At 59.3% G+C, this 20,341-nt stretch carries 15 protein-coding genes; 9 read left to right on the top strand and 6 right to left on the bottom strand.

Features of this window, described 5'->3' with window-relative positions:
• Nucleotides 1–319: 319 nt before the first annotated feature.
• From AC0L2B_RS18825 to AC0L2B_RS18810, 4 genes are all read left to right on the top strand, one after another.
• Entirely contained in the window at nt 320–1,420 is a 1,101-nt protein-coding gene (locus AC0L2B_RS18825; protein ID WP_473746397.1) for a Gfo/Idh/MocA family protein, read from the top strand.
• The gene (locus tag AC0L2B_RS18820) at nt 1,417–2,073 is read left to right on the top strand and encodes a sugar transferase (protein WP_473746396.1); all 657 of its coding nucleotides are present in this window, start codon (nt 1,417–1,419) and stop codon (nt 2,071–2,073) included. Before AC0L2B_RS18825 ends, AC0L2B_RS18820 begins: the two co-directional genes overlap by 4 nt.
• An 83-nt stretch (nt 2,074–2,156) precedes the next feature.
• The gene (locus tag AC0L2B_RS18815; RefSeq protein WP_473746395.1) at nt 2,157–3,371 is read left to right on the top strand and encodes a DegT/DnrJ/EryC1/StrS family aminotransferase; all 1,215 of its coding nucleotides are present in this window, start codon (nt 2,157–2,159) and stop codon (nt 3,369–3,371) included.
• Entirely contained in the window at nt 3,334–4,062 is a 729-nt protein-coding gene (locus tag AC0L2B_RS18810) for an acyltransferase (RefSeq protein ID WP_473746394.1), read from the top strand. The genes AC0L2B_RS18815 and AC0L2B_RS18810 overlap by 38 nt, the downstream gene beginning before the upstream one ends.
• Nucleotides 4,063–4,160: 98 nt before the next feature.
• Here AC0L2B_RS18810 and AC0L2B_RS18805 read toward each other — a convergent pair whose 3' ends face one another.
• On the bottom strand, nt 4,161–5,336 hold the full coding sequence (locus tag AC0L2B_RS18805) for a glycosyltransferase family 2 protein (protein WP_473746393.1): 1,176 nt from the start codon (nt 5,334–5,336) through the stop codon (nt 4,161–4,163).
• A 156-nt stretch (nt 5,337–5,492) separates the two neighbouring features.
• On the opposite strand from AC0L2B_RS18805, the gene wecB reads away from it, so the two are divergent.
• Nucleotides 5,493–6,662 carry a non-hydrolyzing UDP-N-acetylglucosamine 2-epimerase gene (gene wecB / locus AC0L2B_RS18800; protein ID WP_473746392.1) on the top strand — a complete coding sequence of 390 codons (1,170 nt, stop codon included), beginning with the start codon at nt 5,493–5,495 and terminating at the stop codon, nt 6,660–6,662.
• A gap of 137 nt (nt 6,663–6,799) precedes the next feature.
• Here the strand turns inward: wecB and AC0L2B_RS18795 are convergent, their stop codons facing one another.
• The gene (locus tag AC0L2B_RS18795) at nt 6,800–7,072 is read right to left on the bottom strand and encodes a hypothetical protein (RefSeq protein WP_473746391.1); all 273 of its coding nucleotides are present in this window, start codon (nt 7,070–7,072) and stop codon (nt 6,800–6,802) included.
• 471 nt (nt 7,073–7,543) lie between these two features.
• Here AC0L2B_RS18795 and AC0L2B_RS18790 point away from each other — a divergent pair, with 471 nt between their 5' ends.
• A complete protein-coding gene (locus AC0L2B_RS18790; protein ID WP_473746390.1) occupies nt 7,544–8,275 on the top strand; it encodes an FkbM family methyltransferase in 732 nt (243 codons plus the stop codon).
• A gap of 178 nt (nt 8,276–8,453) precedes the next feature.
• On the opposite strand, the gene AC0L2B_RS18785 is transcribed toward AC0L2B_RS18790, so the two are convergent.
• Nucleotides 8,454–9,356 (bottom strand): FkbM family methyltransferase, encoded by a 903-nt coding sequence (locus AC0L2B_RS18785; RefSeq protein ID WP_473746389.1) that lies wholly within the window; start codon nt 9,354–9,356, stop codon nt 8,454–8,456.
• 541 nt (nt 9,357–9,897) lie between these two features.
• Here AC0L2B_RS18785 and AC0L2B_RS18780 point away from each other — a divergent pair.
• The 3 genes from AC0L2B_RS18780 (at nt 9,898) to AC0L2B_RS18770 (ending at nt 15,771) form a co-directional block, all read left to right on the top strand.
• A complete protein-coding gene (locus tag AC0L2B_RS18780) occupies nt 9,898–10,575 on the top strand; it encodes a class I SAM-dependent methyltransferase (RefSeq protein WP_473746388.1) in 678 nt (225 codons plus the stop codon).
• An 805-nt stretch (nt 10,576–11,380) separates the two neighbouring features.
• On the top strand, nt 11,381–12,592 hold the full coding sequence (locus tag AC0L2B_RS18775; RefSeq protein ID WP_287225546.1) for an efflux RND transporter periplasmic adaptor subunit: 1,212 nt from the start codon (nt 11,381–11,383) through the stop codon (nt 12,590–12,592).
• Nucleotides 12,589–15,771, top strand: coding sequence for an efflux RND transporter permease subunit (locus tag AC0L2B_RS18770; protein WP_473514903.1), 3,183 nt, complete (start codon nt 12,589–12,591; stop codon nt 15,769–15,771). The genes AC0L2B_RS18775 and AC0L2B_RS18770 overlap by 4 nt, the downstream gene beginning before the upstream one ends.
• 470 nt (nt 15,772–16,241) lie before the next feature.
• Here AC0L2B_RS18770 and AC0L2B_RS18765 read toward each other — a convergent pair whose 3' ends face one another.
• Genes AC0L2B_RS18765 through AC0L2B_RS18755 form a run of 3 tightly spaced genes read right to left on the bottom strand, consistent with a single transcriptional unit; the run spans nt 16,242 to nt 20,318 of the window.
• Nucleotides 16,242–17,231: an FAD binding domain-containing protein gene (locus tag AC0L2B_RS18765; RefSeq protein ID WP_473746387.1), complete on the bottom strand. Its 990-nt coding sequence runs from the start codon at nt 17,229–17,231 to the stop codon at nt 16,242–16,244.
• A 22-nt stretch (nt 17,232–17,253) separates the two neighbouring features.
• A complete protein-coding gene (locus AC0L2B_RS18760; RefSeq protein WP_473746386.1) occupies nt 17,254–19,662 on the bottom strand; it encodes a xanthine dehydrogenase family protein molybdopterin-binding subunit in 2,409 nt (802 codons plus the stop codon).
• The gene (locus AC0L2B_RS18755) at nt 19,662–20,318 is read right to left on the bottom strand and encodes a (2Fe-2S)-binding protein (RefSeq protein ID WP_473746385.1); all 657 of its coding nucleotides are present in this window, start codon (nt 20,316–20,318) and stop codon (nt 19,662–19,664) included. The genes AC0L2B_RS18760 and AC0L2B_RS18755 overlap by 1 nt, the downstream gene beginning before the upstream one ends.
• Nucleotides 20,319–20,341 lie beyond the last annotated feature (23 nt).

Genomic DNA, 20,341 nt, shown 5'->3' with positions numbered 1-20,341 from the left:
CCGCATGAAGATGATTGCGCGTCTTGCAAAGTCGTCCACCGCGCGCACCCGCACGGCAGCGAACGAGGCCTCTGGGCGGCCCCTTCACGCCGCGGCGCAATCTGACCCTCCGCCATTTCTCACCCGCGAGCCTGTCCTGCGGTGCAAGGGCCTGATGTCCCGCACCAGCCTCTGGCGCGGCCGTGCATGGGTGCCCCGGGCCAGGTGAGCCCGACATCGGGGCGAATAGACCTGAAATGAATAGACCGTATGGTTTATTGCGCATGTCCGAAAAATGGAATTGGATGATGTTTAACGCCGAGTAAACAGGGGACAAGCTGTGACCAGCCGTATCCCAATTGCTGTCATCGGGTGTGGATACTGGGGTTCGAAGCACGTTCGCATCGCCTTGGGAATTCCATCGGTACGACTGGTATGGGCGGTAGACGTTCGTCAGGATCGTCTGAATTATATTCGATCAGAGTACAATCGCGTGGCTGTGTCGCGGAGTTTCGACTCGATCCTCGCAAGTGATGTTGCTGGAGTGGTTATCGCAACGCCTATTTCGACCCATTTCGAATTGGCGAAGGCGGCGCTGGAGGCCGGCAAGAACGTTCTGATCGAAAAACCCATGGCTATGACGAGTGCGGAATGCCGCACCTTAATTGCGATTTCTGAAAGGAAATCGCTTATTCTAATGGTTGGACATACCTTTGAATATCATCCGGCAGTGCGTTTTATGGAAGATGTGATCAAGAGGGGAGGTCTCGGCAATCTTCATTATATAAGCTCCCGCCGTCTTAATTTAGGATTGTACCAATCAGACACCAACGTCCTCTGGGACTTGGCGCCGCATGACTTCTCCATAATTTTTTCGCTACTGGGCAATAGGGTCGAGAAAATCGACGCTTGGGGCTGCGCTCATGTATTTCCCGACGTTGAAGACGTTGCGTATGCAATGGTTAAATTCAGCGGTGGAGTTAAGGCACATCTGCATGTGTCCTGGCTTGACCCTGTGAAGGTGCGGCAAGTCACGGTGGTCGGCAGTGAGGGCATGCTGGTTTTTGACGATGTTCTACCTGCCGAAAAAGTGCGTGTTTATGACAAATGTTTCAAGCCGACCACCACGAATGGCGATTCCTACGCGGACTTCGTTTCGGCGTATCATCATGGAGACGTCCATATCCCCTCGATTGCAGTTGCTGAGCCATTGAAGCTCGAGTTTTTGGACTTCGTCACCGCCATGAGTACCGGCAAGCAGCCGCGCGCGGATGGGCGCTCAGGGCTACGCGTTGTTCAGGCACTCGAAGCGGCCTCCAAGCGAATCCACCATCAGACAATCATTCGAAACGCCGCTAAGACGCCGCCCAGGACAGTCCTGCCGCCGATTCGGAAAGTTGCGGCAGCCCACAACCCGAACGTCTTCAACAAGATCCAATGACTCGGCCAATAAAACGCCCCGCTCTGGCACGCGGCGTGATCTTAAAGCGCGTCCTTGACGTAGTGTTGGTAGGGATCGCGTTTATAGTGCTCGCACCAGTGTTTCTCGTGCTTGCCCTCGCCATTCGCATTGACAGTCCGGGGCCGGCGATTTTCAAGCAACAGCGCGTCGGGAGGAATGGCAAGATATTCGTCTGCCTCAAGTTTCGCACTATGGTGCAGGGCAGCAGTGACCAAACACATCGGCGTGCCATACAGCGCCTGTGGGCTGGGGAGCGAATATCAGACGACCCTAAGGCTGAGTTCAAGCTGACGAACGATGCTCGTGTCACCTCGGTAGGCCGTTGGCTAAGGCGCACGAGCCTCGACGAGTTGCCGCAGTTGATCAATGTGCTCAGAGGCGAAATGAGTATTGTCGGGCCGCGCCCGGCCATCCCCTACGAAATCGACTATTTTCAGGAATGGCACCACGAGCGCCATTCGGTCAAGCCCGGCATCACGGGCTTGTGGCAGGTCCGAGGACGTGGCCGCGTTGGTCCAATGGAAATGCTCCGGCTGGATGTTGAGTATGTGCGAACGTGGACGCTCTGGACCGATCTCAAGCTCATTGTACTCACTATCCCAGCGATGCTGCGCGCACTGGGGGCACGCTGAAGCAGGAGTCGCCGGCGCGAGCGGCTGCGACTGAGGTAGAACGGCCGATCCATGGCGTGGATTCGAGAACTTGGGAGAAAGTGATGGCAATCCCGCTTGTAGATCTCACCGCGCAATATGAGTCTATCAAGCAAGAGGTCGATGAGGCCGTGGCTGACGTTATGAGATGCGCGTGCTTTGTTGGTGGCGAACAGGTCGAGGCCTTCGAGGCTGCTTTCGCATCCTATTGCGGCACACGCTACTCAGTGGGGGTGTCCAGCGGAACTGACGCCCTCCGCATAGCGCTGCAGTCACTTGGCATTGGCCAGGGCGACGAAGTCATAACGGCTCCGAACACCTTCATGGCAACAGCGAGTGCGATCGTGGCGGTGGGAGCAACGCCCGTATTCGTCGACATAGACCCGGCAAGTTACACGATCGATCCGGAGTTGATCGAGCGAGCCCTGACACCCATGACAAAGGCGATAATTCCTGTCCACCTCTACGGCCAGGCAGCCGACATGGGCCCCATCATGGACATCGCGCGCAGATACAATCTTCACGTGATCGAGGACGCCGCCCAGGCGCACGGCGCGGAATATAACGGTCGCCGGGTTGGGTCAATCGGTCACCTTGCCTGCTTCTCCTTCTACCCCGCCAAAAATCTTGGCGCCTATGGGGACGGCGGCGCGATAACGACCAGCAACGAAACTTTGGCAAAGCGAATCCAGCGGCTACGCGACCATGGCCGAGTAAGCAAGTACGTCCACGCGGAGATCGGATCGAACAGTCGTTTGGATACGCTGCAAGCCGCAGTGCTAACGATCAAGCTTGGCTATCTCGACCGCTGGAATGGGCGCCGGCAATTGGCTGCTCAGTGGTATGCCTCGGAATTGTCAGATGCAAACGTCGCGCTCCCCGAGTTGATGCGTGGCCGAACGCACGTTTACCACCTATACGTCGTACAAACCGATACTCGCGACCGCTGCTGTACGCATTTCGATGCCATGAACATCGCGACCGGCGTGCACTATCCTCTGCCCCTCCACCTCCAGCCTGCATTGGCGTACTTGCAATATCACGAAGGCGATTTGCCACGGGCTGAGCACGCCGCCGGTCGGATTCTCTCACTTCCTATGTTTCCCGAACTCACTCGCGGACAGGTCGCCAGCGTCGCCGCGGCTTTGAGGCTGGCAACAGGCGTCGCCCCGGGCCATGGGGACGATCCCGCGCAGACGGCTGTTCTCGACAGTTGGACGGGCACTCCTGGGAGGACAGTTGATGAACAGGACAAGCGAGTGGGCGGTCGTCCAAACTGATCTGGTCGGCTCCAATGTGACGATCGCCGAGTTTGCGGTCGTGAGGGGCGGAGTAGTGATCGGAAACGACGTCGTTATTCACCCCCACGTCGTTCTCGAAGCCGGGGTGATAATAGGAGATGCCGTCGAGATTTTTCCCGGGGCCTACATCGGAAAAGTTCCCAAAGGTCCAGGAGCCCTCACCCGAATTCCGCATTTCGTCCCCAAAGTCAAAATCGGCAATGGCTGCTCGATCGGGCCGCACGCTGTGATATTCTACGATGTCGAAATCGGCCAATCGACGCTGCTGGGAGATGGTGCGTCTGTTCGAGAGCAGACTCGGATAGGTTCCGACACAATCATAGGACGTTACGTCACCATAAACTACAACACACTTGTTGGGAATGGAGTGAAAATCCAGGACCACACGTGGCTTGCGGGCAATATGACGATCGAAGATGGGGTATTTATCTCGGGCGGAGTAGGAACCTCGAATGACAACGCAATCGGGCGGAAAGGATATGACGAGGCGCGCAGCCGAGGTCCATACATCGAACGCGGTGCTGCAATAGGCGTGGGAGCGAATCTATTGCCCGGAACGAGGATCGGAGCGTATGCGATCGTTGGCGCAGGCGCCGTAGTTACAAGAGATGTCCCTGAACGTGCCGTCGTCATGGGCGTGCCCGCACGAGTCGTTTTGAAGGATGGCTGACCGAAGGGGATGAGTTGGTCTTTGCCGCTGCATTTCGGCGGGCGACACACGGCACGAGCGCATGAGCGGCCTGCTCGTCGTCCTCGCTGGAACGCCGTTTAGTCTCGTTCAGAGCGTGTCCACGCTGACACATTTCCGAGGAGATAGTTGAAGACGATCAAACCTACAGTGCCGCTATGCCTCGGTAGCGCCATGACCTCGCGCCAACCGACGAGGTCTCTTGCCACGAAATACCAGCAGATTGCTATGGCGACAGCCAGAAAGAGCATGCCAATCAAGCTGACGCTGAGCGCGACAATTGAAGCCGCGGCAATTGCAAAAAAAAGTCCGAGCGTTTGCAGTGCAAACAAGACTGAAAGAGGTGGCACCATTAAGTCCACAGCCAGCGCAGACATCTGCAATGAACGATGCATGAGCGCGTCGCCCATCAGGCCTGGAACGGCGCCTTTCAACAAGGCAAAGAAGCCATGAATCCATCTCCGTCGCTGCGAGTTGCGCCCTTTCTGCCTCCGGGGAAACTTGCTGGTTATTCTGGCGTCGGCGCAAAACCATGCCGGGACTCCGCTACGGGCCAGCTGAATGCCGAGCAGAACGTCCTCTGCGAGATGTGCAGTACCAAGATCGGCCATACGAGTGACGCTCCACGGGAGCGCCATACCCGAGCCCATCAGGTGACAGGGGAAACCAAGATTCGCGAGTCCGGAGGGTCTGACGAGTGTCCGGATTCGCCAGGCGAATTCCGCGACACGCGCACTGCTGTCACTGTCTGGTGGATTGCTCATGACATAGCAGGCTTGAATTGCACTCGATCTTCCAACACAGGCGCGCGCCATGCAGGACAGCGCTCCGGGATCCAAAATGCAGTCGGCGTCAAGGAAAACGATGACGTCGCGCGGACCGGTCCGGGCGATGTGTCGGACGCCGGCCTCAAGAGCATACCCCTTCCCTATATGGCTTTCGTCACGCCGGACCACGACCTCAACTCCTGCGGCCTTTGCGACCGCTTCGGTTTCATCGCTGCAGTTGTCAGCCACCACGACCAGCCGGTCGGCAATAGTCAGCTGTTCCCGGGTGCACGAAAGCATTTCCCCAATCACGGCAGCCTCGTCGTGAGCGGGCACAAGCACAACGACGGGCGGGCGGTCATCCGCGAGGTGCATCTTTCGTGGCCGCAGGAAGAAACACGCAAATGTCTGCAACAGCAACACCGAAGCAGGAATCAAGAGAACGGTATTGACGAAGATTACGAAGGACACGGCCAATTGCCCGACCACGATCACCCTCCGATGCAGACGCCGTCGCAATGCCGATGGCACAATCCAGCGTCGCCCCGCAATTCCGACGGAAAAGAACCCATGCCCAACGGCTAGTGTAGGCTTCCACCCGAGTGCGCGCTAGCGCAAAATTCCTCTGATAGTTGGAGAAGCTGTATGATGTGGAAAGCAGCAGTTATTTTCGGCACTCGACCTGAGGCAATCAAGCTTGCGCCCGTCATTCTGGCATTCGAAAAACATCCTTCAATCGAGACGATTACATGCAGCACGGGCCAGCATCGTGAAATGGTTGGTCAAGTTTTGCAAAGCTTCTGCATCAACCCAGCAGTACAAATGAACATAATGCGGAGCAATCAGACGCTATCTCAGCTTAGCAGCCGACTGCTGGAGGCAATAGACGATTTTCTTCTCGCAAAACGTCCTGACCTCGTCATTGTACAGGGCGACACCACGACAGCTTTTTGTGCCTCCCTCGCTGCATTCTACCACGCGATCCCGGTCGTTCATGTAGAAGCCGGCCTAAGAACAGGCAATATTCAGGCCCCATGGCCAGAAGAAGCGAACAGAGTCATGATAAGTCGGCTGGCGTCCCTCCACTTTGCACCGACCGAGGGCGCTGCACTGAATCTGTTGAACGAGGGAATACCAGAAGAGTCGATATTGTTAACTGGAAATACCGTTGTGGATGCGCTTCTGTTCGCGTCTGAAATGGTTAAGCAAGTGATTCCACCGGTTCCCGGAATTCCAGAAGACTTGCTCGATGGAAGGACACCCGTCGTACTGATCACCGGCCACCGCCGGGAAAGCTTTGGCCCACCCTTTCGGCGAATTTGCCAAGCGATTCTTTCTCTCTCCACCCGTTTCCCGAACTGTCACTTCGTCTACCCCGTTCATTTGAATCCGAACGTAAGGGCGCCCGTTACGGAGATCCTTGGCGAAAGGGGAGAGCATCCGAACATTCACCTTATCGAGCCGCTTGCGTATCTTCCCTTTGTTCGGCTTTTGAAAACGTCGGCTTTGGTTCTGACGGATTCGGGAGGAATCCAGGAGGAGGCTCCCAGCCTGGGTAAGCCTGTGCTCGTGATGAGGGATACCACAGAACGGCCTGAGGCTATTGCATCCGGAGCAGCGGAATTGGTTGGAACGGACACGTCGCGGATCGTTCAGGCTGTAAGTTCCTATCTGGAAGATGCGGAGCGGTGCAGACTGAAGCCGTGGGTTCGCAGCCCTTTTGGGGACGGAAAGGCTGCAGATCGCATCCTAACCAGGTGTGTCGAGTTCCTCGATCGGCGTAACCTGACAGGTGCCGGTGCACATCCGGGTTAGCAGGAGGATACCGAGCACACTTCAGCTCAGTGATCGGCCCTGCAGTTCGTCGCTGCGTGCCAAGTGCTAACTTGTTTAGTCCCGGCATTTGACGGAGCGTAAGCGGTGTTTTGGATCGTAAGCGTCCGGTGGACCTTTCAATTACCCATAAGTTCGGCTCTGATGGTTGCGCCGAGCTTGGTGTCCGTGAGGCGCGTAAGGCCGCGCCACATGACGGTGTTGCCCGGCGGCGGGTCGCTGGCACGCGCGAGATAGCCATCCAATCGCGCGATCTTGACCAGATAGCTCGATACGGTTCCGGCATGGGAAGTGGTCGGATCCTTGTCGGGAAAGAAGATGATCGAGGAGCTTCGTTTCGACGTCGTTATTGCGAGATCCGGTTTAGCGTGCGGCGGTAAGCGGTTGATCATGGTCGTACAAAACACCCGCCAAGCCAGGATGCAGAAGACAGCAATGAGCTTCGCGAGGCGCTCGGCAGTTCGCAGCCGTGCCTCTTCGGCTTTGCAAGAACTTTCGCCCCTGGAAGATCAATGAGGCACAGCTTCTGCCGCCGAGCGTGCAGGATTAGGTGCCAAGGGATCACCTGTCTCGGCTGATCGTGGCGCTGGTGCGGTAACAGCTTGATCTTTCCGCAATTGCCGGCAGCTACAGGAGCGTGCGGGGCCAACCACCGTTCCAAGCGTGTGCGCGATGGCGCGCTCGGTCAGGGCCTGGACATGCCTTTAGCAGCCTCTGTTATCTATGAGTCCGTCCGGCATTGTTGTGTTGCGCGCGGGAAAACTTCTGTTGGTCCACGAAGCGGGCTGAGATAGGATCGTAGTGACGAAGACGGTCGGCGAGCCGTTCAGCGCCGTGCTCAAATTTATCCTGAGGTGCTAGTCATGGCTTTCTTAAAAGAACTGCTCAGAAAAGCAGCCAGAAACTTCGGGTATCAAATTCAGAAATATCCCTCCGCGGAGTTTTTAAGCGTTCCAGTGTTTGACTTGAGTGTTCAGTTGCTTATGGCTGTGCGAGGAGAACGATTGAACTTCATTCAGGTTGGTGCAAATGATGGGCGTTCTGGAGATCCTTTGAACCAGTATATTTTGCAGTATCCATGGTACGGCATGCTTATTGAGCCACAACCGGATATGTTCGCCCAACTTTGTGAAAACTATGCAAGCGTTCATGATCGCCTAATATTCGAAAACGTTGCGATCGCCGATGGCTTGTCGAGCATAACAATGTATAGGGGTCAAGGTAAAGATTACCCAATTACTTCAGTACACAGAAGGGTTGTTACTCAGCTTGCTCCGCAAGATGTGGAATTGTTAACCGTTCCATGTACTACGTTGGACGCGTTAATACAAAAACACGGCCTGTCTAATGTTGACATACTTCAAATCGACGCCGAAGGGTACGATTATGATGTACTAAAAACATTAAATTTAGCCGCAACTAGCCCTCTGATCATCCAATTCGAGCATGGGCTCATAACCTCTCAGGAGATGAACGGCGCGGTAAGATATCTTAGCTCGCACGGATATCGTGTTCTTTATGGCGGGCGGCAGATCGCCGACACCGTCGCTTTGCATAAGAACTTCCCGGTAATGGTGGTCAATCCCCGAGCCTAATAGTTCCAGCAGTCTTCGCGATGATCGCCTGCCAACACACGTGTCGCGCTATGGAACCCCTCGGAGGCTATGGCCGCAGTCGCGGTTAAAGCTCATTCCAATGCGGCGGTCGATATGGCCGTCTTAGACGTAAAACGGCGCATCGACAATCTCCGTTTCTTTCATGTCCGTATTTGTATTAAGCGAAGAAAGACTCGATGCGAAGCCGTGAATTGTCATCACGTGTCAACAAGGTGTCAATCAGCAAGCCGCGTTCTTGTGTGATGTCAATAGGCCTAAGCTTTGTGAAGCCGACACCCGGGACGACTTCCTTGTAGACAAGCTCGAAATGGTTCGAGTAACCCGCGTTGATGAGCTGATGTTTTATAGCACCAAGATCAAAACCACCTGCCTTGAGCGATTCGAAGTTGATCTCCATTGCAATCAACGGAGAATGTTGTGTCAGTGCATCATGCATTCCATCGAAGATAAGCGACTCCGCGCCCTCTGCATCGATCTTTATAAAAGTTATTTGCTTTCCGTACGATAAGTTTTCATTCAATATCGAATCTAAGGTTTTGGACTCGACCTTGATTACCCCTATGACTTCTGCCGCCGCGAGGTAATTCGGGAAACTACTGGTGTTTCCGAGCGTTTGAGTTAGCGAGAGATCGATGTGCCCCGTTCTGTCACCGAGGGCGACAGGAAAAACCTCGATTTGCCCGAAACCATTTCTGTCGCGATTGATCGTCAAAGCCTCGAACGCCCTCGGATCTGGTTCGAAGGCAAGCACCCTTCCGGTCGCCCCAACCGCCTGCGCGAGGAGGCAGCTCACATATCCCTTATGAGCGCCAACATCAATGCAGACTTCGCCCGGCTTCACGGCCGCCTTGATGATGCTGCGCAATGCTGGTTCCCACGTGCCGCCCGCCGCAACAATTTCGCGATCAATGAACTGGTTCGGGTCCAGCATCATCCAAAAACCATCGCTGGTCTTAACCCATTTCGTGCTTGTGAACCCAACCAACCGGTAGGTTCGAATTGCGTGACAAACCGCAGCTTTGAGCGGTCGCACCGCTCGGTTAAGTGCACGTGCCGCCATTGGTCGCCCTCCAGAGGACGCATTGCCGCATCAGACCTGCTTAGCCGTTCGTTGTCAAACTAGATGCCGCAATGGGCCGGCGCTCCTCGAAGGGATCGTCGAAGTCGTCTGGATGTTGAAAAGTAAGAACGGTGCTATCGGTCTTCATGGCATATCGCCACTTCGGGAGGTTCTGGCAGGCTTTGTCACCCGCCTGGATACGTCGCCTTCCTCAAACCGTCATCACCCAGCTTCCGTCAAGCTCCCGACAGGTTTGGCGATGCGTTCGCGGAAGCCGGGCAGCCAGTATGGGCTGTAGGCGAATGCGTAGCGAGTTCGCCCCAAAACCACACGCCTCGGCTCAGGCTCGACATAAGCTCAACTGCGTGTCAAAATCATTGTGCGGTCGGGCATTTTTCAATCAGAGAGCGCCCAAATGGCATTGCATGCAAAGCCTTTGATACGCGCGCTTCTCCCTACTTCGGTCCGGCGGAGAGCACGTTCTGCGCTCAATCGGCTGATCTGGGCTCGCTCGGGGCTTAGCGTCAAGAGTGGAAGCGAGTTGGCCTTCTGGCAGGGCTGGTTTTCTACGCACGGAATAGAGCCGGAAACCGATTATTACCGTGCATTCATGCTGGCAATGGGGGGACTTGCCGATGCGGAGTTTTTCCGGGAAAAGTCGTGCATCGACATCGGGTGCGGTCCTAAAGGCTCGCTTACTTGGCTGGACGGAATAGCAAAGCATGCGATCGGGATTGATCCGCTGGCGTCGAGATACGAACTATTTAATATTTCTAGTCACAATATGCTCTATATCGCAGCACGTGCCGAGGAGTTGCCACTTCGGAGTTCCTCTGCCGATGTCGTCTTCAGCATGAACAGCTTAGACCATGTGGACGATTTGGAGCAGGCATGCGGTGAAATTCGACGTGTGCTTAAACCGGGCGGGCATTTCATCGGCAGCTTGAACCTTGATGAGCCTGCAACGCCGACCGAGCCCTGGACGCTGACCGAAGACTATCTAGAGCGCCATCTCTTCCGGGGCTGGACACCGGAATTTAGGCGCGTCTGCCCTCGTTTAGACTCGGAGGAGCATTGGGGCCCATACCGCTACATGTTTGAACAACCTCCTTTGACCATGAACAATGACGGCCCCCGAGCCTTGTGGTGTCGCTATCGGAGCGATGGCTCCGAGGGGGTTGAAAGAGGTGGGACAAAAATGGGCAAAAAATCCAAGTAAATCAACGGCCACAAAAGCCGATGGTGGGCCGGAGGAGGTTTGGGAACCATGAAAAATCAAGTACTTGGAAATCAGTGGGACTGCCGAGTGTTCAAATCTGCTCCAATGTTTTTCAATGTTTCTGTCCCACTATAACGATCAACGCCTCGCTCAGACTGACGCGTGAGCGAGGAAATCCTGCCGGAATTTCAGTCTCACATGAGGGGTCGCGGTAGCGTCACTTCTCTAATTGCAGAGTGCATCCTTCACGATTGTCACACCACAGCAGCACGCTTCCGATAAGGTGCTTGACCGGTTCGACCTCACCCTCGTTCGCGCCATGCATGCGCCGCTTATCGACGATCTTTTTTCCAAACTGCAGGAGACGAGCGGACGTGCGGTTGTCACGTCTCAATGCTATGCGGGTGGTGCAATAGCGTTTTCGGAGTGTAGCAAATGTCCAATCTGCCGATTTCATCGAAGCCTATATCGCCGCCTATAACCGCAGAATGAGAAGCAGGTCGGACCTCAACGCGCGGGAGCGGCCCTGTTCCTCCCGACACAACCGCCGCACGTCGGGATGCGCAATGGCTTGTCAGATCCGCTTTGGCTCGAGCGCATGGCGATGCCTACGCAACGGATAAACGCGAGATGTGCGTTCGCGCTCCCCGGTTAGCCGCTTCCTTGTCAAGATTGACGATGTTCGATGTTTGTTCAATAGCAAGCTGTCGGTTGTGGTGGTCAGTACAAAAAATTGATTTGTGCCGCACGCAAGCTGCCTAGATGTTACGGACTTCGCATGAAGGACCGATTACGAGGGGTAACCATGGTTCACACTGCACGCCTCCGCCACGATTCTCTGGCCGCCCCCTCCAGCAGAAACGTCCCTGCAAAATGGCTCGCCGCCGCGGCCTTCGCGGCGATCGGCTTGCTCGCGGCCCCGGCCGCACAGGCGCAGGAAGCGCCTCCCGCGCCCGTCGTCACGGTAGCCAAGCCGCTGGTGCGCGATATCGTCGAGGACGATGAGTTCGTCGGCCGTTTCGAAGCTGTCGACCAGGTTTCGCTGCGCTCCCGCGTCGGCGGCTATCTCGACCAGGTCCATTTCCAGGACGGTACGCTGGTCAAGCAGGGCGACCTCCTGTTCACCATCGACCAGCGGCCGTTCAAGGCGGCGCTGAACCAGGCGCAGGCGCAGGTCGACTCGGCCAAGACCCTGGTCGAATTCAGCAAGATGCAGTTCGAACGCGCCGAGACCCTGTCGCGCGAAGGCAACATACCGGTTTCGACACTGGACGACCGCCGCCGCGAATATCTCGCCGCCCAAGCGCAACTGGACGGCGCGGAGGCGGCACTTGAAAACGCAAGTCTCGATCTCGAATTCACCGAGATCAAGGCGCCGTTTTCCGGCCGAGTCGACCGCCGGCTCATCTCGCCGGGCAATCTGGTGCAGGCCGACCAGACCGTGCTGACCACCATCGTCTCGATCGACCCGATCAACTTCTATTTCGACATCGATGAGCGGACCTACTTCTCTTATGCGCGCGACGCCCGCGAGCGCGGCGGCGTCATGCAGGAAGGCGCCGGCGGCGTCGACGTTGTCGTCCGTGTCGCCGACCGTGATGAAGCGACGTTCAAGGGCAAGCTCGACTTCGCCGAGAACCGTCTGGACCAAGCTACCGGCACGATGCGGGCCAGGGCGCGCTTCGACAACAAGGACGGCGTGCTGCAGCCGGGCATGTTCGGCCGCATCAACGTGCCCGGCTCGTTGCCACATCCGGGCGTGCTTCTGCCTGACGAGGCGATCGGCGCCGACCAGAACCGCCGCATCGTCTTCGTTGTCGACCAGGCAGGCCTGATCTCGGCCAAGCCGGTCCGCACCGGCCCGCGCATCGACGGCTATCGCGTTATCCGCGAGGGCCTCACCGGCGAAGAGACCGTGGTAGTCAACGGGCTGGTGCGAGTGCGGCCGGGCGTCACCGTCAAGTCCGAGATGACCAAATTGCCGCCCAAGGTTGAAGCCGAAGGGCAGACGCAATGAACTTCGCCCATTTCTTCGTCAACCGCCCGATCTTCGCGGCGGTGCTGTCGATCGTGCTCGTGCTCGTCGGCGGCATCGCCTATACGCAGCTTCCGGTCGCGCAATATCCCGAAATCGCGCCACCGACCATCGTGGTGCGCGCCTCCTATCCGGGCGCCGACGCCGAGACGGTCGCCGCGACCGTGGCGACGCCGATCGAACAGGAAATCAACGGCGTCGAGCACATGCTCTACATGTCGTCCTATTCCTCCGGCGACGGCTCGATGTCGCTCACCATCACCTTCCGCCCCGGCACCGATCTCGATGCGGCGCAGGTGCTGGTCCAGAACCGCGTCTCGATCGCCGAAGCGCGCCTGCCGGAAGAGGTGCGCCGGCTCGGCATCACCACGGCGAAAAGTTCGCCCGACCTGATGATGGTCGTCCATATGCTGTCGCCCGACGACACATATGATCAGCTTTACGTCTCGAATTATGCGCGTTCGCGCGTGCGCGACGTCCTGCTGAGACTGGACGGCGTCGGCGACGTGCAGATCTTCGGCGAGCGCGAATATTCGCTGCGCGTCTGGCTCGACCCGGAAAAGCTGTCCGCCTACGGCATGACCGCAGGCGACGTAGTCGAGGCGCTGCGCGACCAGAACGTCCAGGTGTCGGGCGGCTCGATCGGCGCGCCGCCGATTGGCGACGGCTCGGCCTTCCAGTATACGGTCACCACGCAAGGGCGCTTTGAAGACGCGCGCGACTTCCGCTACGTCATAGTCAAGTCGGCCGAGGACGGCCGCTTGATCTCCCTGCAGGACGTGGCGCGCATAGAGCTCGGCGCCAGGGACTACGTCACCAATTCCTATCTCAACAACAAGGCGGCGGTGGCGCTCGGCATCTTCCAGCGGCCGGGCACCAATGCCTTGGCCTCGGCGGAAGAAATCCAGGCGACCATCGCGGAGCTTTCGAAGGATTTCCCGAAGGGGCTGGCCTACGAGATCATCTACAATCCGACCGAGTTCATCGCCGAATCCATCAACGAGGTCTATGTCACCATCGCCGAGGCGATCCTGCTGGTGGTGATCGTCATCATCGTGTTCCTGCAGTCGTGGCGCATGGCGATCGTGCCGATCGTGGCGATACCGGTCTCGCTGATCGGCACGCTTGCCGTGCTGCTCGCCTTCGGCTTCTCGCTCAACATGCTCACTCTGTTCGGGCTGGTGCTGGCGGTCGGCATCGTTGTCGACGACGCCATCGTGGTTGTGGAAAATATCGAGCGGAACATCCGGCTGGGGCTCGCTCCGCGCGCCGCTGCGCACAAGACCATGGATGAAGTGGGAAACGCGGTCCTCGCGATCTCGCTGGTGCTGATCTCCGTCTTCGTTCCGGCGGCTTTCATTCCCGGGATTTCCGGCCAGTTCTACCTGCAGTTCGCCATCACCATCGCGGTCTCCACCGCGATCTCAGCGTTCAACTCGCTGACGCTTTCGCCGGCTCTCGCTGGCGTGCTTTTCAAGCCGCACAGCGAGGAACATTCGAACTTCTTCCTGGCAAGGTTCGGCCGCGCTCTGGCGAACGGGTTCAACAACGGGTTCGACAGGATGGCGGACGGCTATGCCTGGCTGGTGCACAGACTGGTCGGAACGACTTTGGCGCTTGCCGCCATGCTGCTCGTCTTCGCAGGCCTGCTCTACGCGACCTATCACATGCTGCAGACGGTGCCGCGCGGCTTCATCCCGAACATGGACCAGGGTTATGCGATCGTCGTCGTGCAATTGCCGGAGGGCTCTTCACTCGCCCGAACGGACGCAATCATCCAGAAGGCGTCGGATATCATCCGCGAGACCCCGGGTGTCGCCAACGCCGTCGCCTTCGCAGGATTCAACGGCGCGACATTCACCAACGCTAGCAATTCCGGCGTGATCTTCGCGCCATTCAAGAGCTTCGAGGAACGGCTCGAGAGCGGCGATACTTCCGACAAGATCATCGGCACACTGTTTGGCAGCCTGCAAAGCATCCAGGAGGCCTTCATCATCGCGCTGCCGCCGCCGCCAGTGCGGGGCATCGGCAACTCCGGCGGCTTCAAGATGATGCTCCAGGAGCGCAACAGCGCCGACATGCGGCCGATTCTGGCGCTGGCCAACGAAATCGCCGGCAAGGCCAACCAGACGCCCGGGTTGATGGGCGTCTTCACCACCTTCTCGGCCTCCAGCCCGCAATTCTTCCTGGCGATCGACCGCGACAAGGCGCGCATGCTGAACGTGCCGATCCCCAACATCTTCGAGACGCTGTCGATCAATCTAGGCACCGCCTACGTCAACGATTTCAATGCCTTCGGTCGTGTCTACCAGGTGCGGGCGCAAGCCGACCAGGCTTTCCGCATCGATCGCGACGACATATTGAAGCTGAAGGTGCGCTCGGCGGCCGGCGACCTGGTGCCGCTCGGCACACTGATCGAGATCCGCGACGTCACCGGTCCCTCGCTCGTGCAGCGCTACAACATGTATGTCTCCGTGCCGCTTCAGGGCAATGCTGCGCCCGGTGTCGCCACGGGCACGGCGCTCGACCTGATGGAGGGGATCGCAGCCGAATCGCTGCCGCAGGGCACTTCCTTCGAATGGACTGAACTCGCCTTCCAGGAGCGGCAGACCGGCAACACGGCGGTCTTCATCTTCGGCCTGTCGGTTCTGTTCGTCTTTCTGGTGCTCGCCGCGCTATACGAAAGCTGGATTACGCCCTTCGCCATCGTGCTTATCGTCCCGCTCAGCGTACTGGCCGCCCTCTTGGGCGTCGCCTTCCGCGGTCTCGACAACAACATCCTCGTGCAGATCGGGCTGATCGTGCTCATCGGCCTGGCGGCGAAGAACGCGATCCTGATCGTCGAATTCGCGCGCCAAGGTGAGGAGCGCGGCCTTGACGCCGTCGAGGCGGCCGTCGAGGCCTGCCGGCTGCGGCTGCGGCCGATCCTGATGACGGCGTTCGCCTTCATCCTGGGCGTGGTGCCACTAGTGATCGCCAGCGGGCCCGGCGCGGAAATGCGCCAATCGCTCGGCACGGCCGTGTTCTCCGGCATGCTGGGCGTGACGTTGTTCGGCCTCTTCCTGACGCCGGTCTTCTACGTTGCTCTGCGCAGGACATTCCGGCGCAGGCGGCCTGAAGCCGGCCCGGCCCTGGCTTCCGAGAGCGGAGCAGCCGAGTAGACGCCGAGCCGATGAGGCGCCGGATTCAGGCTGAAGCCGAACCAGCGGGTTCCTGAGTCTCGGTGGCACCATGCACGCTCAATGGCCGGTTGCCGTGAGCCGCGTGCCAACCGTCGTCACGGCGCTCACAGAGAGACGACTTGCTACCCAGAGTTGAGTAAATCAAACCCACAACAGTTGGCTGTCGCCTTCTCCACCAATATCATGAAACTTGATCCTGCTCTGAAGGACTCAGGAAGCATATCCGAGCGCTTATGCATACGTGCGGATGGACGTAGGAGTCATCAGGCCCGACGACGCCGGCCGTGGCGGTACACCAGAATGTTGCGGTCGAACTGTAGCCTGCGTTGAAGTCGACGCCGCTCCCGTAACCTGTCCCGGGTGCGCCTTTGGAGCGCAACCGTCGGCAGACTGCCGGCGCCGCGTGTGGCTGCAAAGTTGCCGAACCCATTTTGGACGGCCCCACGACGCTAGCCCGCGGCAGCGGCCAGGATCGTGCGGCGAACGACCGTCTCCAGCACTGGCACCTTGTAGCCGTTCCTCGCCAGCGGCGTAGCGCCGGCCACCGCGGCACGGGCCGCCTGTCGCGCCAAGTCGTCGGTAAGCCTGTTGCCGATGAGGAGACGTTCGCTTTCGACGGCGCGGCGAGGCGTTGGTGCGACCCATCCCATGACGATCGAAGCATTTTGCACTGTCTGGCCCTCCATCGTCAGCACCACCGCCACATCGCAGATCGGCCAGTCGTAGCTGTCGCGCTCGGTCTGCTTGCGGTAGGCGGCCTTGGCCCCGGCGTTCAGCGGCGGAACGATCACGCGCGTCATAACCTCGCCAGTCTCGATCGTGGCATCGTGAGCGCGCTGTATTTCGGGTGGCAAGAAGAAATCCGAGAGCTTTACGACGCGTGAGCCGTTGGCGCCGCCGGCAAGTTCGGCGCTTGCATCATAGGCGACCAGTGCCGTCGCCGGCGTCGAGGCGTGGACCATCGCGTTTTTGTCGTTGTCGAAGATCGCGTGATGCTGGTTCTCGTCAGCGCCCCTGCTCCCCATCTCATCTGCACCTTCGCCATGGAAATGATCGTGCCGAAAATACCAGCAGCGCGGCCGCTGCAGCAGATTGCCCCCGATCGTTGCGGCGTTGCGGACCTGCGGCGTCGCCGCATGTCCGGCAGCATCCGACAGCGCCAAGTAGCGAGCGCGGACCTGTGGATCGTTGTCGATGCGGTCCAGCGTGACAAGCGCGCCGAGCGACAGCCCGTTTTCCGTGTCGACTTCGTCGAGACCGCGGATGGTCTTCAGATTTACGAGTCGCATCGGCGCTAGAATCCCTTCCTTCATCAAGTCCAGAAGGTCGATCCCGCCCGCCTTCGCGATGACGGGGCGTTGCTCGGTGCTTTCGGCAAGCAGACCTGCTGCCTGCTCGACCGTCGTGGCATCCACCCATTCGAAGCTGTTCATGGCCATGATGGACTCCTTCTGGCCGATCTCAGGCGCTGAGCGTCGCCAGCACATTTGCCGGGTTCATCGGCAAAGTGCGGATCCGCCTTCCGGTGGCGTTGTAGAATGCATTGGCGATCGCGGCGCTGGTCGCCACATTGCTTGCCTCGGCGATGCCTCGCGCGTCGGTCGACGACTGCGCCCCGATCTGCTCTATGAGCAGCACTTCGATCGCCGGAGTCTCGCGTGATCCGACCATCTTATATTGATCGACATTGGCGTTGAGTTGATGGCCGCTCGCCGCGTCCATGATGCGGTCCTCGTAGATCGCGTAGCTGACACCCTGGATGATGCCGCCGATCACCTGGCTCTCGACCAGTTTGGGGTTGATCGGCCTGCCGCAATCGCTGGCAGCGACGATGCGCTCGACCTTGACCACGCCGGTCTCGACATCGACCGCCACCTCGGCGAATTGGACACCGCCCAGCCCATGCCGGCTGATGGAGAGCTCTCCCGGCACCGCAAATCCCTCATAGTCGTCGTGCCGCTTGGCGAGTTTCGAGATTTCGCCGAATTTGGCTTCCTTGGCTGCATCCTTGAGCGGCCTTGCGGCCCCTTCCTTGCCGCGGACGCCCACCTTGCCGTCGGCGAAAAAAATGTCATCGGGATCGGCGTCGTCGAAAAGCGGTGCGAGGCGCGCGGCCAGGTCGCGTGCCGCCGCATAGGCGGCATTGCGGGCAGGCGCGGTCACCGACGCAGTCACCCGGCTGCCGCCGGACGGCGGTCCCCACGGGAACCGCGTGTCGCCGATAAAGACGCCGATGTCCTCGGCGTTGAGGCCGAACTCCTCTGCAACCACCTGGGCAAGCACAGTCCGCGTGCCGGTGCCGACATCCTGCGTGCTGTTGTAGACGGAGACCGACCCGTCATCGGCGACCCGCACCTCCACCGTCGTCGGAGGGCTGACGACATACACCCACTGCGCCTGCGCCATGCCAATCCCCCGCTTGATCGGCCCGGCGTCGGCGTTCGGCGGACGCCGGCGGCTCCAGCCGAACCGCTCGGCCGCGACCTTGCGTTCGTGTGCCCGTGCAAGCATGTCGTCGGTGGGCTTTGTGTCGATGCGATCGCGCAGGATCAGCGGGTCGAGTTGCAGCCGATCCGCGAGTTCGTCCATCGCCTGCTCGAGCGAGAAGATGCCCTGCACCTGTCCAGGTGCGCGGAAGGCCGCGCACGGGCCGGCATTCGTGAACACGTCATACTGCTCGGTGCGCATGTTCGGGCACGGATATAGCGCATTGTAGCAGAAGCCTATGCCGGCGCCCCCAGCGATGCCGCCGGTGCCCCAGCTTATGACGTCGATGGCGGTAAGGGTGCCATCTTGTTTGGCGCCGATCCGTACGCGCTGCAAGCTGTTGGGGCGATTGCCCGCCGAAACATGCTCTTCACGGCGGTCCAGCATCATGCGCACGGGCGCGCCGGCCTTTTGCGACAAATGAATGGCGAGGAGGCCGAAATTGTTGATCCCATATTTGGCGCCGAACCCGCCGCCGGTGAAGTCGCTGATTACCCGGATCTTGCTCTTGGGCAGATCGAAATATTCGGCGGCCTCATCGCGCACGCTGTGCGTGTGCTGCGTGGAGGCATAAATGGTCAGCCCGTCATCCTGCCAATCCGCGACGATGCCATGTGTTTCCATCGGCACATGAGTCTGAACCTGCGTGCGATATTCGGCCTCGACGATCACGTCCGCCTCCGCCAGGCCCTGGTCGATATCGCCCGTGGGCGTCATACCCGGCATGCCGAAGTTGGGACCGCGCACATTGCCCTTCTGCGGCAAGCCTTCCGGTGCGCCGCCGCCGCCGGCCGTCGATGGCTGCTCGACCGGTCCTGGAAAGACGATCGGTGCCTCATCGGCCATTGCCGCATCGAGGTCAGTGACATGCGGCAAGCGCTCGTATTCGACCTTGACGAGCTTCGCCGCCTGGTCGGCGATCCGCTGCGTCTCGGCGGCGACCGCAGCAACGGTCTGGCCGGCGAAGCGGACCGTCGGGTATTTGTTGCGGGCCTCGGCGTCCGGGTCGCGAAGCCTGGCGGATTGCAGCAGTGTCTCGAGCACATGGACAGCACGGACGCCGGGGTAACGCTCAGCCGCCGAGGTGTCGATCGAGATCACCCTGGCATGCGGCCATGGGCAGACGATCTGCCGTGCGTAGAGCATTCCCGGCAGTTGCACGTCGAATGTGTATTTCGCCGCGCCCGTCACCTTCTGCACGGCATCGAGCCGCGGGATCGACTTGCCGATGGAGCGCAGTTCGGCGTTCACTGGCAACTGCGGCGGCTCATCGTCCGGCACCTGCCGAGTCACCTGCCTCATCTCCTGCCCGACGATCCCGTAGAGCAAGGATTGGGACCGTAACGAAGGCCGGTCGGCCCGTGCCTGATTTTCCGTAGCCATCAGGTGCCCCTCCTCCGATTCTCGCCGGCGACGGCCAGCACTGCCGCAAAGATGTTCGGATAGGTGCCGCAGCGGCACAGGTGACCGCTTATCGCGGCCTTCACCTCGTCGATGCCGGCGTCGGGTTTACGATCTATGAGCGCTGCGCAACTCATTACCATTCCGGGCGTGCAGAATCCGCATTGAAGGGCGTCATGCTCGACGAACGCCTGCTGCACCGGATGAAGCTTGCCGCCCTCGGCCAGCCCCTCGATCGTGGTGATGTTCCTGCCCCGGGCGTCGAGCGCCAGCGTCATGCAACTGCTGGCAGGCTGACCGTCGAGCCAGACCGTGCAGGCAGAACAGGCTCCGCGATCGCAGCCGATTTTGGTGCCGGTCAGGCCGAGGTGATTGCGGAGGACGTCGACCAGCGTGGTGGCGGGTTCCGCCTGCACCGGGACCCGTCGTCCATTTATCGTGAGATCGATCGGGATCAGACCAGGGCCAAGCACTTCGTTGGCATCGTCCTGCATAGAACCATCAACGGCTGCCTGCGCTGCCCCTGCTTCCAGCAACGCCGCCCCTACGGCCGAGGTGCCACCGTGCTTCAGGAACGTCCGACGAGAGATGCCCGATCTCGTGGATCCCGGAACTTGACTGCGGCTCAATTCTGCCATGCTGTACCTCCGGATTTGCTACA

It is taken from the genome of Mesorhizobium sp. WSM4815 (assembly GCF_055811575.1).
This window is presented reverse-complemented; position numbering and strand designations above follow the sequence as displayed.

Excerpts from the sequence above, each read along its gene's own strand:
- AC0L2B_RS18820 (WP_473746396.1), top strand. The coding sequence starts at position 1,417 with ATGACTCGGCCAATAAAACGCCCCGCTCTGGCACGCGGCGTGATCTTA.
- AC0L2B_RS18815 (WP_473746395.1), top strand. The coding sequence starts at position 2,157 with ATGGCAATCCCGCTTGTAGATCTCACCGCGCAATATGAGTCTATCAAG.
- AC0L2B_RS18810 (WP_473746394.1), top strand. The coding sequence starts at position 3,334 with ATGAACAGGACAAGCGAGTGGGCGGTCGTCCAAACTGATCTGGTCGGC.
- wecB (WP_473746392.1), top strand. The coding sequence starts at position 5,493 with ATGATGTGGAAAGCAGCAGTTATTTTCGGCACTCGACCTGAGGCAATC.
- AC0L2B_RS18795 (WP_473746391.1), bottom strand. The coding sequence starts at position 7,072 with ATGATCAACCGCTTACCGCCGCACGCTAAACCGGATCTCGCAATAACG.
- AC0L2B_RS18790 (WP_473746390.1), top strand. The coding sequence starts at position 7,544 with ATGGCTTTCTTAAAAGAACTGCTCAGAAAAGCAGCCAGAAACTTCGGG.
- AC0L2B_RS18785 (WP_473746389.1), bottom strand. The coding sequence starts at position 9,356 with ATGGCGGCACGTGCACTTAACCGAGCGGTGCGACCGCTCAAAGCTGCG.
- AC0L2B_RS18775 (WP_287225546.1), top strand. The coding sequence starts at position 11,381 with ATGGTTCACACTGCACGCCTCCGCCACGATTCTCTGGCCGCCCCCTCC.
- AC0L2B_RS18770 (WP_473514903.1), top strand. The coding sequence starts at position 12,589 with ATGAACTTCGCCCATTTCTTCGTCAACCGCCCGATCTTCGCGGCGGTG.
- AC0L2B_RS18765 (WP_473746387.1), bottom strand. The coding sequence starts at position 17,231 with ATGGCCATGAACAGCTTCGAATGGGTGGATGCCACGACGGTCGAGCAG.
- AC0L2B_RS18760 (WP_473746386.1), bottom strand. The coding sequence starts at position 19,662 with ATGGCTACGGAAAATCAGGCACGGGCCGACCGGCCTTCGTTACGGTCC.
- AC0L2B_RS18755 (WP_473746385.1), bottom strand. The coding sequence starts at position 20,318 with ATGGCAGAATTGAGCCGCAGTCAAGTTCCGGGATCCACGAGATCGGGC.